The organism is Limnobaculum eriocheiris, from assembly GCF_021010575.1.
GTDB classification, from domain to species: Bacteria; Pseudomonadota; Gammaproteobacteria; order Enterobacterales; family Enterobacteriaceae; genus Limnobaculum; species Limnobaculum eriocheiris.
This window is the reverse complement of sequence record NZ_JAJNAG010000037.1, coordinates 19,510-33,672: the sequence shown is the minus strand read 5'-3', so window position 1 is coordinate 33,672 and position 14,163 is coordinate 19,510. Positions and strand designations below refer to the sequence as shown.

Annotated in this window: 13 protein-coding genes; 8 read left to right on the top strand and 5 right to left on the bottom strand. The window is 45.9% G+C overall.

The window, feature by feature from the left end; translation table 11 throughout:
• Together LPW36_RS13695 and LPW36_RS13690 are read left to right on the top strand one after the other, a co-directional pair.
• Positions 1–107 (top strand): IS1 family transposase (locus LPW36_RS13695; RefSeq protein WP_230609480.1); only part of this gene is annotated, 107 nt, incomplete at its 5' end.
• A 622-nt stretch (positions 108–729) separates the two neighbouring features.
• Positions 730–2,046, top strand: a complete 1,317-nt coding sequence (locus LPW36_RS13690; RefSeq protein ID WP_230610509.1) for a cation:dicarboxylate symporter family transporter — start codon at positions 730–732, stop codon at positions 2,044–2,046.
• A 58-nt stretch (positions 2,047–2,104) separates the two neighbouring features.
• On the opposite strand, the gene alr is transcribed toward LPW36_RS13690, so the two are convergent.
• Both alr and dnaB read right to left on the bottom strand, forming a co-directional pair.
• Positions 2,105–3,181: an alanine racemase gene (gene alr, locus LPW36_RS13685; RefSeq protein ID WP_230610507.1), complete on the bottom strand. Its 1,077-nt coding sequence runs from the start codon at positions 3,179–3,181 to the stop codon at positions 2,105–2,107.
• A 167-nt stretch (positions 3,182–3,348) separates the two neighbouring features.
• On the bottom strand, positions 3,349–4,767 hold the full coding sequence (gene dnaB / locus LPW36_RS13680) for a replicative DNA helicase (protein ID WP_230610505.1): 1,419 nt from the start codon (positions 4,765–4,767) through the stop codon (positions 3,349–3,351).
• Positions 4,768–4,914: 147 nt separating this feature from the next.
• Here dnaB and LPW36_RS13675 point away from each other — a divergent pair, with 147 nt between their 5' ends.
• The 3 genes from LPW36_RS13675 (at position 4,915) to LPW36_RS13665 (ending at position 7,536) form a co-directional block, all read left to right on the top strand.
• Complete coding sequence (locus tag LPW36_RS13675; RefSeq protein WP_230610501.1) at positions 4,915–5,898, top strand: quinone oxidoreductase; 984 nt, start codon at positions 4,915–4,917, stop codon at positions 5,896–5,898.
• A gap of 53 nt (positions 5,899–5,951) precedes the next feature.
• Positions 5,952–6,443, top strand: a complete 492-nt coding sequence (locus tag LPW36_RS13670) for a YfbM family protein (RefSeq protein ID WP_230610499.1) — start codon at positions 5,952–5,954, stop codon at positions 6,441–6,443.
• A 121-nt stretch (positions 6,444–6,564) separates the two neighbouring features.
• Positions 6,565–7,536 (top strand): aldo/keto reductase, encoded by a 972-nt coding sequence (locus LPW36_RS13665; RefSeq protein WP_230610497.1) that lies wholly within the window; start codon positions 6,565–6,567, stop codon positions 7,534–7,536.
• 65 nt (positions 7,537–7,601) lie between these two features.
• Here the strand turns inward: LPW36_RS13665 and dusA are convergent, their stop codons facing one another.
• Positions 7,602–8,600: a tRNA dihydrouridine(20/20a) synthase DusA gene (gene dusA, locus LPW36_RS13660; protein ID WP_230610495.1), complete on the bottom strand. Its 999-nt coding sequence runs from the start codon at positions 8,598–8,600 to the stop codon at positions 7,602–7,604.
• Positions 8,601–8,808: 208 nt separating this feature from the next.
• Between dusA and zur the strand changes: the two genes are divergently transcribed.
• The gene (gene zur, locus LPW36_RS13655; RefSeq protein ID WP_230610493.1) at positions 8,809–9,264 is read left to right on the top strand and encodes a zinc uptake transcriptional repressor Zur; all 456 of its coding nucleotides are present in this window, start codon (positions 8,809–8,811) and stop codon (positions 9,262–9,264) included.
• Positions 9,265–9,649: 385 nt separating this feature from the next.
• Positions 9,650–10,204, top strand: a complete 555-nt coding sequence (locus tag LPW36_RS13650) for a hypothetical protein (protein ID WP_230610491.1) — start codon at positions 9,650–9,652, stop codon at positions 10,202–10,204.
• A gap of 262 nt (positions 10,205–10,466) precedes the next feature.
• On the opposite strand, the gene lexA is transcribed toward LPW36_RS13650, so the two are convergent.
• A complete protein-coding gene (lexA, locus tag LPW36_RS13645) occupies positions 10,467–11,078 on the bottom strand; it encodes a transcriptional repressor LexA (RefSeq protein WP_230610489.1) in 612 nt (203 codons plus the stop codon).
• A gap of 88 nt (positions 11,079–11,166) precedes the next feature.
• Positions 11,167–11,544 carry a diacylglycerol kinase gene (locus LPW36_RS13640; RefSeq protein WP_230610487.1) on the bottom strand — a complete coding sequence of 126 codons (378 nt, stop codon included), beginning with the start codon at positions 11,542–11,544 and terminating at the stop codon, positions 11,167–11,169.
• Positions 11,545–11,664: 120 nt separating this feature from the next.
• Between LPW36_RS13640 and plsB the strand changes: the two genes are divergently transcribed.
• Positions 11,665–14,118 carry a glycerol-3-phosphate 1-O-acyltransferase PlsB gene (gene plsB / locus LPW36_RS13635; protein ID WP_230610486.1) on the top strand — a complete coding sequence of 818 codons (2,454 nt, stop codon included), beginning with the start codon at positions 11,665–11,667 and terminating at the stop codon, positions 14,116–14,118.
• Positions 14,119–14,163: the final 45 nt, after the last annotated feature.

Below are 14,163 nucleotides of genomic sequence, written 5' to 3'. Positions count from 1 at the left end.
GAACCCATCTTAAACGGTTGACCCGCAAGACTATCTGCTTCTCAAAGTCAGAAGAAATGCACGATAAGATCATCGGATGGTATCTGACGATCAATCATTACCACTAAATCTGCGTCACGACCCAATCTTGCTTATCCATATTAATTTACCACGCTTATTTTTATCAACTTAATTACTTTTATGCCGTTAATTAATCATATTTATGGATATTACCAATAAAGAGGATATTGTCTTCTATTATGATGTTTTCTTCGTCATTTTGATCAAATAAAAATATAGCAATATGGTGTATATTTCATATAACAATCACAAAGCCAAATGAGTGAAACACCTTCTATAACAAGGCTCAACATATAAAAACCGATAACGTAGCTCGTGTAAAACAATAAAAATAATTTATATCTTTTCTCATACCAGAAACAGATTAATAACACATGATTAAAAATGCTTTTTATTTTTTGTATGACAATTATGTTAGTCGGATCATAAAAAGCACCTACACTTCTTTGCTAAAATAGCGACACGCTTTATAACAGAATGACGGAACCTCATGCGGTTACCTGCAAGTCTTTAAACCACAAGAATCAATCTTGATGTACGACTCAGCAAAAACGAAAGATTCAGCAACCTTCATGCTCTTTGTCCGGCGCTCATCGGGTCAGACAGATTTTCTCTCGTTTTGCATTTTCTTATAAAAAATTCAGATAAATCAAAGTTAAGGCAAGCACTATGACAAATCACTCGCATACATTGGAGCACGATAAATCTTTACTCCCTGAACCACTTAAGAAGGCTTTCTGGAAAGGTCTGGGGTTTCAGATTGCAGTCAGTATGATCCTAGGGATTTTGGTAGGATTTATCTGGCCAGAGTTTGCCACCAGCCTGAAGCTGCTGGGCGATATCTTTTTACGATTAATTAAAAGCGCCGTAGCACCATTAATCTTTTTAACCGTAGCACTGGGAATCGGTGCCGCTGGCGATATTAAACAGGTCGGACGGGTTGGCCTGAGTGCTATCATCTATTTTGAAATAGTCTCAACCATTGCCATTTTATTTGGCTTTGGCATGGGGGAGCTACTCAGCGTTGGTAGCGGCACGGTATTAACCGAGAGCCATGTGAATTCGCAGGCTACCAGCCTGATTCAAGCCTCGCACGCGGCGCCAAAATCTTTCGCCCAGTTTTTCCTCGAAATCTTTCCCGATAGTTTTATGGGTGCTTTTTCCTCTAATAATTTATTGCAGGTTCTGGTACTGGCGCTGATGTTTGGCTTCGGTATTCTGCTGTTAAAAGAGAAAGAGCGTGTGGTGGTTGAGAATGCGCTCAGCTTCATTGCTAAAGCCTTCTTTAAGTTTATCCACGTTATTATGCTGTTGGCACCTATTGGTACCTTTGGCGCCATTGCTTATGCGGTAGGCAGTAACGGTGTGGATATGTTGATTAAGCTGACCTATCTGGTACTGGCCTTTTATCTGACGCTGATTCTGTTTGTGGTCATTGTATTAGGGGCAGTCTGCCTGATCTTTAAACTTAATCTGTTTGATATTATTAAATTTATCAAAGAAGAGCTCTACATTACTTTCGGTACTGCCTCCTCTGAGAGCGTGTTGCCTCGCCTGCTGGAAAAATTACCTAAATATGGCGCTTCACGCCAAACCGTCGGGCTGGTTTTACCAACCGGCTATGCCTTTAATCTGGATGGAACCTCTATCTATATGTCGATGGGGGTTATCTTCCTGGCCAATGCCTATGGTATCCCTCTTAGTATTGAGCAGTTGTTTGGTATCCTGTTGATTATGTTGCTAACGTCTAAGGGGGCTGCAACGGTTTCCGGCGGCGCCTTTGTGGTGTTTGCTGCCACCATAACCACCACCGGGCTATTACCGCTGGAAGGCGTTGCCGTGATGTTTGGTGTGTATCGCTTTATGTCAATGGCACTGGCGGTCACCAATATTATTGGTAACACCGTAGCGACCATTGCCGTGGCGAAAATGAACCGTGAATACCATCCGAGTCGGCGGCAGAAGCTGGAAGATGATGAGGATTAATCGGCACTCATGAAAAACCATCCGGCCCCCTGCTATGGCAGGGGGCCGGATGGAATATTTAGTCAATATAACGGGTTGCTACTCGCGCTGTCAGTTTGGTAATTAACTCGTAAGGAATAATGCCGGTATATTTCGCAATAGTTTCTACCGGTAATTCTGGCCCCCAGATAGTAGCTTCATCACCCACTTTATCCGTGGCATCAGGCCCTAAATCTACCGTGATCATATCCATCGAAACATGACCCACTAAAGGGACACGTCGACCGTTAATCAGTACCGGTGTACCGTTCGGTGCATCGCGAGGATACCCATCACCGTAACCAATGGCAATCACTCCTAAACGCGTATCCCGCTCGCTGATCCAGGCTCCGCCATAACCTACCGGCTCGCCCGCTTTATGCTCACGTACCGCAATCAGGCTGGCTTTTAGCGTCATGGCAGGTTTAAGGCCAAATTTATCTGCAAAAGTATCAGCCAGCGGAGAAACGCCGTACATAATAATACCCGGACGAATCCAGTCGCGATGTGCTTCTGACCACAGTAAAATACCGCCGGAAGCTGCCAGGCTTTTTAATCCCGGTTTGTTATGCACAAAAGCATCAAAACAATCAATTTGCTTACGGGTGGTGTCTACTTCAGGCTCATCAGAACGACTAAAGTGGCTCATAATATTAACCGGTTGAACAACATTCTCACAGGCGCTTAAACGCTGATAAAATGCCTCTGCCTGCTCAGGACGTACACCCAGACGATGCATACCGGTATCCACTTTCATCCATACGTGTACCGGTCGATCGAGTTCGCTCTGCTCCAGCGCTTCTAACTGTTCAATATTATGTACTACTGTTTCGATATTATTAACCGCCAGCATGGGTAAGTCTTCTGCACAGAAGAAACCTTCCAGAAGTAAAATAGGTTTAATCACGCCACCGGAGCGCAGCATCAGCGCTTCTTCAATGCGGGCAACACCAAAACAATCAGAATCAGGCAACGTGTGGGCGACATCTAACAGACCATGTCCGTAGGCATTAGCTTTTACTACGGCAATAATGCGACTTTCAGGAGCTATTTGGCGAATACGGTGTAGATTATGTTTCAATGCACCGCGATCAATTACCGCTGTTGCCGAGATCATTTGAAATCCTTAGTTAATTCACTATTACAGAGTGGAAACGGCTGCCTGAACCACCGCCAAACGTTTTCCACGGATAAGGCAATTATTATTCTACTTTTGTGAAGTGTTTGTGAAATCATTTGATAATAAACCGCCATTCATGTTTCAGACCAAACGCCTGAAATCGGTTATTCATCATCAAATTGCGGGCCTGCATAGTTATCGAATCGTGACCACTGCCCCTGGAACGTCAGACGAACAGAACCGATAGGGCCGTTACGTTGCTTACCGAGAATAATCTGTGCGATCCCCTTCTCTTCACTGTTCTCGTTATAAACTTCATCGCGATAGATAAACATAATAACGTCCGCATCCTGCTCGATGGAGCCAGATTCACGCAAGTCGGAGTTAACAGGACGCTTATCAGCCCGCTGTTCCAGACTACGGTTAAGCTGAGACAGCGCTACTACCGGTACCTGTAGCTCTTTTGCCAGCGCTTTCAACGAACGGGAAATTTCAGCAATTTCCAGAGTACGGTTATCTGACAGGGCCGGTACGCGCATCAGTTGCAGGTAGTCGATCATAATCAGACTAAGTCCACCATGCTCGCGGAAAATACGCCGGGCACGGGAGCGAACTTCCGTTGGCGTTAAGCCCGAGGAGTCATCAATGTACATATTGCGTTTTTCCAGTAGAATACCCATAGTGCTGGAAATTCTGGCCCAGTCTTCATCATCCAACTGACCAGTACGAATTTTGGTTTGATCTACGCGTGAAAGTGAAGCCAGCATACGCATCATGATCTGTTCGCAGGGCATCTCCAGACTAAAGATAAGTACCGGTTTTTCCTGCATCATGGCTGCGTTTTCACACAGGTTCATGGCGAACGTGGTTTTCCCCATGGAAGGACGCGCGGCAACAATAATTAAGTCTGAGCGCTGTAGCCCGGCGGTTTTCTTATCTAAATCATTAAAACCGGTAGAAACCCCTGTCACACCGTCATGAGGGCGTTGATACAATTGTTCAATACGGGAAACGGTATCTTCCAGAATCTGGTCGATACTTTTTGGCCCTTCATCTTTGTTGGTGCGGCTTTCTGCAATCTGGAAAACCCGTGATTCCGCCAGATCTAACAGCTCTTCGCTGTTGCGCCCCTGAGGGTCATAACCGGCGTCGGCAATTTCATTGGCTACTGAGATCATTTCGCGAACCACCGCACGCTCGCGCACGATATCTGCATAAGCACCAATATTGGCCGCGCTCGGGGTATTTTTTGACAACTCCGCCAGATAGGCAAATCCGCCCACCTGATCCAGCACCCCTTTTTGCTCCAACGATTCGGAGAGTGTAATCAAATCGATGGGTTTGCCCAGTTCCAGCAGACGCTGCATCTCACCAAATACCGTGCGGTGAGGACGGCTATAAAAGTCATTGGCGGTTACCCGTTCAGACACATTATCCCAACGCTCATTGTCCAGCATCAGGCCGCCCAATACGGATTGTTCAGCCTCAAGGGAATGAGGCGGCATTTTCAGCCCTTCCATTTGACGGTCGACAGGCCGTTCGTTACGGGCGTTCTGCTTATTAAAAGGTGTTTTGCCAGACATGGGATAATTAGCGATCCGGTTACGATTAAAAGATAACAGCTAAGCAGTATACGCGATGATGGCAACCTACCCAACGATCAACATGGCTGCTATGATGAATTTAATCTGTGTTGATTAAAAATCATTCATTATCCCGGAGTTTGTATTATGGCTAAACGTATTGAATTTGCTGCAAATGGTGGTCCGGAAGTATTGAAATATGTCGATTTTACCCTCAGACAACCCGCTGACAATGAAGTGTTAGTTGCCAACAAAGCGATTGGCATTAACTATATTGATACCTATGTGCGCAGTGGCCTTTACCCTACGCCTTCCCTACCGTCAGGATTAGGTACGGAAGCCGCCGGTATCGTAGAAAAAGTGGGAGCCGGTGTAACGCACATTAATGTTGGCGATCGGGTCGTCTACGCCCAATCACCATTAGGGGCTTACAGCGACTACCACTGCGTAGCCGCAGATAAAGTCGCCAAACTCCCGGATGCTATCTCATTTGAGCAGGCGGCAGCTTCCTTCCTGAAAGGGTTAACCGTCTATTATTTACTGCATATGACCTATCAGGTAAAACCGGGAGAAACCATTTTATTTCACGCCGCGGCCGGAGGCGTAGGTAAAATTGCCTGCCAGTGGGCAAAAGCGTTGGGCGTTAAGCTCATCGGTACCGTAGGTTCTGCGGAGAAAGCGGCTCAGGCAAAACGGGATGGCGCCTGGGCCACCATTAACTACCAGGAAGAAGACATTGCCAAACGTGTTTCTGAACTGACCAACGGCGAAAAGGTGAATGTTGTCTATGATTCCGTAGGTAAATCAACCTGGCTGGCTTCACTGGACTGCTTGCGCCCACATGGGTTAATGGTGAGTTTTGGTAATGCCTCCGGCCCGGTTACCGGCGTGGATTTAGGCATTCTCAATCAAAAAGGTGGGTTGTATGTGACCCGTCCGTCACTGGGCAACTACATCACCACTAAGAAGTTGCTACAGCATGCGGCTAACGAACTGTTTTCCATGATCGCCAGCGGTGCTATTAATGTGGATGTCGCTCCGGCACAGCAGTTCTCGCTTAAAGATGCGGTGCGTGCGCATCAGGCACTGGAAAGTCGGGTAACTTCAGGCTCCAGCCTGCTGATTCCCTGATGGATAAAGAATAACCAGGCACAATAATACTGACTAACGAATGGATATCCATAATGGGAATACAAGCTTGCTATATGGCCATTGATGAAGATGGCCTGAACCACCTGATAGATCTTGATGAAGTCGATCTGGTTGATGAACTGGAAGAGCTGGAGGAACACAATGACACGCTGGATATTGGAAAAATGTGGGATGGCCTGCATTTTATCCTGACCGACAGCTCCGCCAGCGAGCCTTTGGAAGATGATCCATTGAGCGATGCCATTGTTGGTATTCATATTCTGGATGAAGAGAACTTTATTGCTGCTATAGGAAATAATGAGCTCCCGCCAATCATTGAGGCACTAAAACAATTTGATTTAGCCGGGTCAAAATCCCGGTTTGATCCTCAGCGATTAAGTGACGCCGAAATCTATCCTGATATCTGGACTTCAGAATCCAAAGCGTCGCTGTATGCTGAACTAGAGCAGGCATTAAAGGAACTGATAAATTTTTACCAGCGCTGTCTGGATAGCAATATGCATGTTGTTGTGAGTATTTACTAGGCTGTATCCGGGTACAGCACCGACTGGCTGAATTACAAAGCTGTCTACTGGTGATTGATAAAAAAATTGATGGCTACTGCAACAGCAATCACACGATTACTGATACAACAGGAGATCTCAAATGAAATACGTCCGTTTTGGTTCTACAGGCATCAAAGTCTCTCCTCTCTGTCTGGGTTGTATGACCTATGGTAGCCCGGAATGGCGGGAATGGGTATTAGATGAAAATGGTACCCGGCCCTTTATCAAAAAAGCACTGGACCTTGGCATCAACTTTTTTGACACTGCGGATATGTATTCCCGTGGCGCCAGCGAAGAGGTTTTAGATAACACATTGTTGAAAATGGTTCCACGTGATGATGTGGTTATCGCCAGTAAAGTATTTAACCCGATGAGTGATAACCCTAACGATCGTGGCCTGTCCCGTAAGCATATTTTGAAAAGTATTGATGCCTCGCTAAAGCGTCTGGGAACCGACTATCTCGATCTGTATATCATTCATCGTTTCGATCCGGAAACCTCAATTGAAGAGACCATTGAAGCACTGGATACCGTCGTACGTTCCGGCAAAGCGCGTTATATTGGCGCTTCTTCAATGCACGCCTGGCAGTTTATGCGCATGTTATCCCTGCAAGAGCAGCATGGGCTGGCAAAATTCGTCTCAATGCAGAATCACTACAATCTGATTTATCGCGAAGAGGAACGTGAAATGCTGCCGCTATGCGAAGAGATGGGAATAGCCGTCACGCCCTGGTCCCCACTGGCGCGGGGCGTATTAACCGGTTCCAGAAAAAATCAGACTATCCGCGCAACCACCGATACACCAGCACATAACTGGTACAACCATCAGGCAGAAGAAGATGCCATCGTTAATGCGGTAGAGCAGATCGCCACTGCTCGTGGAGTCCCGCCTGCACAGGTAGCTCTGGCCTGGGTAAGACATCGTAAAGTAGTAACATCACCAATTATTGGTGCATCTAAGCCACATCATCTGGACGATGCCGTCGCTGCATTGTCATTAACTTTAAGCGATGAAGAAGTGGCTATACTGGAAGCGCCATACCGCCCGAGAAATCTGGCGGGTCATGAGTAAATTATTCCGTGCTGACAACTAAAAGGCAGCGCAATAAGCGCTACCTTTTCACTATCAGAGTAAAATTAAGCGGACTTTCCCGTCACCATCGCCAGTGCCTGGCGCAATACTTCTACATCTGCGCCGGCTTTATGGGCATTCTCACTTAAATGACGGCGGAACTGACGCGCTCCCGGAACCCCCTGAAACAACCCCAGCATATGACGGGTAATATGTCCCAGATAAGTACCTTTCGAAAGCTCTTGCTCAATATAAGGATACATCGCCTCGACTACCGCCGCGGCCTGAGGGATCTCCCGTTCAATACCAAAAATCTCACTATCCACTTGCGTCAGTATTCCCGGATTTTGATAGGCTTCACGCCCCATCATAACCCCGTCAACGTGTTGCAAGTGTTCCTTTGCTTCTTCCAGCGTTTTAATACCACCGTTAATAGCGATGGTCAGATGGGGAAACTCTTGTTTAACTAAATAGACGCGGGAGTAGTCCAGCGGTGGAATCTCCCGGTTCTCTTTTGGACTTAAGCCAGATAGCCAGGCTTTACGCGCATGCAGCGTGAAATTATCGCAACCACCCTGCTGTGAAACAATGGTGATAAAACGCTGCAAAAACTCATAGTCATCTGAATCATCAATACCAATTCGCGTTTTTACCGTTACCGGTATGGAAACCGCCTGCTTCATTGCGCTAACACATTCAGCCACCAGCTCAGGTTCCGCCATCAGACAAGCACCAAAACGCCCATTTTGCACCCGGTCAGAAGGGCAGCCAGCATTCAGATTAATTTCGTTATAGCCCAATGCTTCTGCACGTTTAGCACATTCTGCCAGCGCCTGAGGTTCACTTCCCCCTAACTGTAACGCAACCGGCTGCTCTTGCTGACTATATGCCAGATAATTTCCCCTACCAAACAGAATAGCGCCGGTGGTTACCATCTCGGTATACAGCAGCGTTTGCCCGCTTAATAACCGGTGAAAATAACGACAGTGACGATCGGTCCAGTCGAGCATCGGGGCAACGGAAAAACGCTGCATAGGGTATTGTGTTGATTTATCAGAATTCATAAAGGAATTAACGGCTACCAGATAATTTTCTTGATCGACGAACGTTATACCAGCATGGAGTTCGGCGGGATGATTGCCAGCATTTTATCATAGAAAAGGGTTTTATTGTTATCACCCTACCCGGGATTGTCCGGTGGGGATATGCTATCGGCGTTCTTTACGAAGCATGGTAGAATCATTAACAGGATTGTGAATAACAGAGATAACAATGAAATCAATCAATATTGAGTCTATGCTGACAAAAGCCCAAAAGCTGTGCGACCAGCGAGCGGTACGTTTAACACCTCAACGCCGTCTGGCGTTACGCCTGATGGCGGAACAAAAAAATGCTATCAGCGCCTATGACTTATTGGATCTCTTACGTGTCTCTGAGCCACAAGCCAAACCACCAACGGTCTATCGTGCGCTCGATTTCTTACTTGAGCAGGGTTTTATTCATAAGATTGAGTCCACTAACAGCTATGTGGTCTGTCACCATGTTGGTGAACCACTTCACACTTCGGCACTGTTTATCTGTGATAACTGTGGATTAGTTACTGAACATCACGCGGAAGGTATCGATCAGCTATTGAAAGTGCTGGCAGAAAAGAGCCATTTCACTATTCAACATAGCGTACTGGAAACTCATGGCATTTGTTCACAATGTGCTAATAAAGCAGGATAAAGTAATATATTTAAAGAAATTAAAGGATAACTGTGATCAATTTATCTTGCTAATAGTTCAAGCTATAAAAACTCTACTTGCACATAGATAAAAATGAATAAATATTCTTTTTTACCGCATATAATATTCATGAAAAACCACAAGGCAGATAAACACAATAAATTGTTTTTAAAGTAATTTAAGACATATTAACATTCTACAAACGTGAATAAGACGTATATTAATAATTATAAATTAACACTTTCTGGCATTCATTCTCTCCAATTACCTTTTTATTTTTCTTTCAAATAGAGTATATGTTAGCAGTATACTTATAAGCATGTTATACAAAACACACCTTAATGATATAGCTGTATATTGTTGGCTATTTTCCAGGGAAAACAAGATGAAGCAGTTTATATGGGTGCTTTTTGCTGCGGCAGGGACACTGGTCAGTGCATCAGCCAGAGAGACTATTACGCCCATTACATTAGCTACTGATGATGGACAACACCTTGAGGCTCAAAACTGGCATGAAGTCACCGGACTTCCCGGCCAATTACCCGAGCGTTGGCAGTTTATTGAAACCGATCTGTCTTCTATTTGGTTGCTAAAAAATCTGGATGACCCAAATTTACTGGGCCGTATTTCAACACAATCCCTTGATGAAGGTATTCAACTCAAAGATGAGGTGGATTCCATCGCCGATAGTTTTAAACTCCAGTCGGTTAATATCACTCGCCGTACAGAAACCTATGGCAATATCGATACCGAACAGCTGGAAGTCAGTACTAAAGACGGTGAACAAGACGTGGCGGGTATCTTTGTGTTTATGAACTATCAGGGCAAGATCTATACCATTTTGCTCACCAACCATTCCAGCATTAGTAAGCTTCAACAGCAACGGCACCAGTTAATGAACAATATCTTAGTGGAAAAAAGCCCACCATCAGGCGCATGACATAAGATTCAGCCATATAAATATTCTTCAACAACTGCCATTAAAACACCTTCGGGCTGCTGCATACTGAATAAATCGGCACCAATGGATTATTCCGGCCGTAAAATCTGGAGTACTTATATTAGTTTCAAAGTCGTCAGAACTGACTTAAAGGGACATATAATCAAAAAGCGCCTTCATGTGAAGGCGCTTTTTGATTTTCCGTTATATCGGCTACCGATTTTCACACCGGCCAATATCAGATGATTAGAATACCAATCAATTACATCCAGTCGCCGTTACGAATAACACCAACTGCAAGCCCTTCAATGGTTAAGCTCTGTTCACGCAAATCAACCACTATGGGTGAAAACTCTTCATTTTCAGGCAGTAACTCAACAACATTACCCTGTTTTTTCAAACGCTTAACAGTAACTTCATCATCAATACGCGCAACCACAACCTGGCCGTTACGTACATCCTGAGTTTTATGTACGGCAAGCAGATCGCCATCCATAATACCAATATCTTTCATCGACATACCGCTAACCCGCAGTAAAAAGTCAGCATGAGGTCTGAATAACGCCGGATCGATCTGATAATGGCTTTCTACGTGTTCCTGAGCCAGTAAAGGTTCACCGGCTGCAACCCGACCAATTAACGGGAGGCCTGCATCTTCCGACTCCAGCAGCAGACGAATTCCTCTGGATGCTCCATTAATAATCTCAATTACCCCTTTACGGGCTAAAGCTTTTAAATGTTCTTCTGCCGCGTTGGGTGACTTAAACCCTAAGGTTTGGGCAATCTCTGCACGAGTCGGCGGCATCCCTGACTGATTGATATGGTCACGAATCAGGTCATAAATTTGTTGCTGTCTGGCGGTTAGTGCTTTCATTTTTCGATTCCCTTACCCTGTTTTTTTATACAGTTATGCTGTGAGTATATACAGGTATTCACCAGATGGAAACCTTCAAACTCCATATTTACGAGATATATCGAGAAAAATGGCTCCAAAGCACAGAAACCCAGACGAACAGCGCCAGCAATAACATGATCAACACCGCCGCTGACCCCATATCCTTCGCCCGGCCAGACAGTTCGTGATGTTCGGTGCCAACACGGTCAACTACCGCTTCAATTGCACTATTGATAATTTCAAAAGCCACAATCAATACCACCGATCCAATCAATAAGATGCGCTCAACAAGAGTGACATCCAACCAACCGGCTAAAATAACGGCCACAGCCAATAGTACAATTTCCTGACGGAAAGCGGCTTCATTTTTCCAGGCGGCCCGCAAGCCACCCCACGAATATCCTACCGCTTTAATGATACGAGTAAATCCTGTCACCTGGTTCATTCATAAATCCTCAAGAAAATTCTGCTCAATTTTATCAATTATCATTCATCACATCATCACAGATCGCGCCGAGTTCTGGTATTCTGACGACTCGTTATTTATATGAGGCTCGAAATATTTATGTCTGGTTGGCGTAAAATTTACTATAAGCTATTGAATATACCTATAAAAATGCTGGTTCGTAGCAAGTGTATCCCTTCTGATCCTATCGCTGAACTGGGATTAGATACCACACGCCCGATACTATATGTCCTGCCCTATAACTCAAAAGCAGACCTGTTAACCCTACGTGCACAGTGCTTGGCTCAGGAACTACCCGACCCATTAGAGCCTTATGAGATTGATGGTCAGCTATTGCCACGCTATGTCTTTATTCATGAAGGCCCGCGGGTATTCAGTTATTACGCCCCAAAAGAAGAGTCGATAAAGCTATTCCACGACTATCTGGACCTGCATCGTAATCACCCCGATTTGGATATTCAGATGGTACCGGTCTCGGTGATGTTTGGCCGCTCCCCGGGTCGTGAAGGCAATGAAAGCCACGAAGCACCTCGTCTCCAGCTGTTTAACGGTATTCAAAAGTTTTTTGTCGTGATGTGGTTAGGCCGTGACAGCTTCGTGCGCTTTTCCCAAACCGTTTCACTACGCTATATGGCAGATGAGCACGGCACCGATAAGACCATAGCTCAAAAGCTGGCGCGCGTTGCCCGTATGCACTTCGCCAGACAGCGCCTTGCCGCCACCGGACCAAAATTACCGATGCGTCAGGACCTGTTCAATAAATTACTCACTTCAAAAGCGATTGAAAAAGCGGTTGAGGAAGAAGCGACATCTAAAAAGATATCGTTGGCGAAAGCGAAACAAAATGCCGTCGATATGATGGAGGAGATCGCTGCAAACTTTAACTACGAAACGCTGCGCGTCACTGACCGCGTACTCAGTTGGACATGGAACCGCCTCTATCAGGGTATTCATGTTCATAACGCCGAGCGTGTTCGTCAGTTAGCGCAAGACGGTCATGGCATCGTCTATGCGCCAAGCCATCGTAGTCATATGGACTACCTGCTGCTCTCCTATGTGCTTTACCATCAGGGGCTGGTACCTCCGCACATTGCGGCCGGTATTAACCTTAACTTCTGGCCAGCTGGCCCTATTTTCCGCCGTCTGGGGGCGTTCTTCATTCGTCGAACGTTTAAAGGCAACAAACTTTACTCTACGGTATTCCGTGAATACCTGGGTGAACTATTCAGCCGCGGTTATTCTGTTGAGTACTTTGTTGAAGGAGGCCGTTCACGTACCGGTCGCTTGCTGGAACCCAAAACCGGCACGCTTTCTATGACTATTCAGGCGATGCTGCGCGGCGGTAATCGCCCTATCACCGTGGTACCTGTATATATTGGTTACGAACACGTGATGGAAGTGGGGACTTACGCCAATGAACTGCGTGGTGCAACCAAAGAGAAAGAGAATCTCTGGCAGGTGGTACGTACTATGCGCAAGCTACGTAATTTAGGATTAGGCTATGTCAACTTCGGTGAACCTATCCCATTAATGACCTACCTGAATCAGAATGTGCCTAACTGGCGAGAATCTGTCGACCCGATAGAGACGCCAAGGCCAAACTGGTTAACGCCAACCGTAAATCAAATTGCCAGCAAGTTAATGATTAACATTAACAATGCTGCGGCCGCTAACGCTATGAACCTGTGCTGTACCGCGCTGTTAGCTTCTCGCCAACGGGCTCTCACCCGCGAACAACTGCTTGAGCAACTTGATTGCTATACCCAGTTACTGCGTAACGTACCTTACGCCAAAGATGCAACAGTTCCATCCAGTACGCCAGAGCAAATGCTGGAGCATGCATTGAAAATGAGTAAGTTTGAGGTAGAAAAAGACAATGCCGGTGAGATCATCATATTACCGCGTGAACAAGCCGTTCTGATGACTTACTACCGTAATAATATTCACCACATGTTAGTGCTGCCGTCGCTGATATCCAGCATTGTGATGCATCACGATGGTATCTCCCGTCAGCAGATTGTGGAGCAAGTGTCTCTGATCTATCCGCTGCTGCGTGAAGAGCTGTTTATGCACTACAGTGAAGAGGAGCTACCTGCGGTAATTGAGACGCTGATTAATGAACTGGAACGTCAGAATCTGATTCGCCAGCAGGCCGAGGGTTTACTGGTGCTAACTCCTTCCCGCATCCGTACCCTACAGTTACTGGCTGCCGGTGTCAGAGAAACATTACAGCGTTATACCATTACCCTCTCTTTATTACGCAACAACCCTAGCATTAACCGGGGGATGCTGGAAAAAGAGAGCCGCTTGCTGGCTCAACGTCTCTCCGTTTTACACGGTATTAATGCGCCGGAATTCTTTGATAAAGCCGTTTTCTCTACGCTAGTGGCAACACTGCGCAGCGCCGGATATATCAATGATGTCGGTGATGCCGTTCCGGAAAATATGCAGACCATGTATAGCATGTTAACCCGCCTGATGACGCCAGAAGTAACGCTGACAATTGAAAGCGTTACCGCAACACCCGCAGAAAGGGAAACAACAGAAGAGTAACGGACAAATTATCAGCCTCCGATAAAGAGGCTGATAACGCCACCA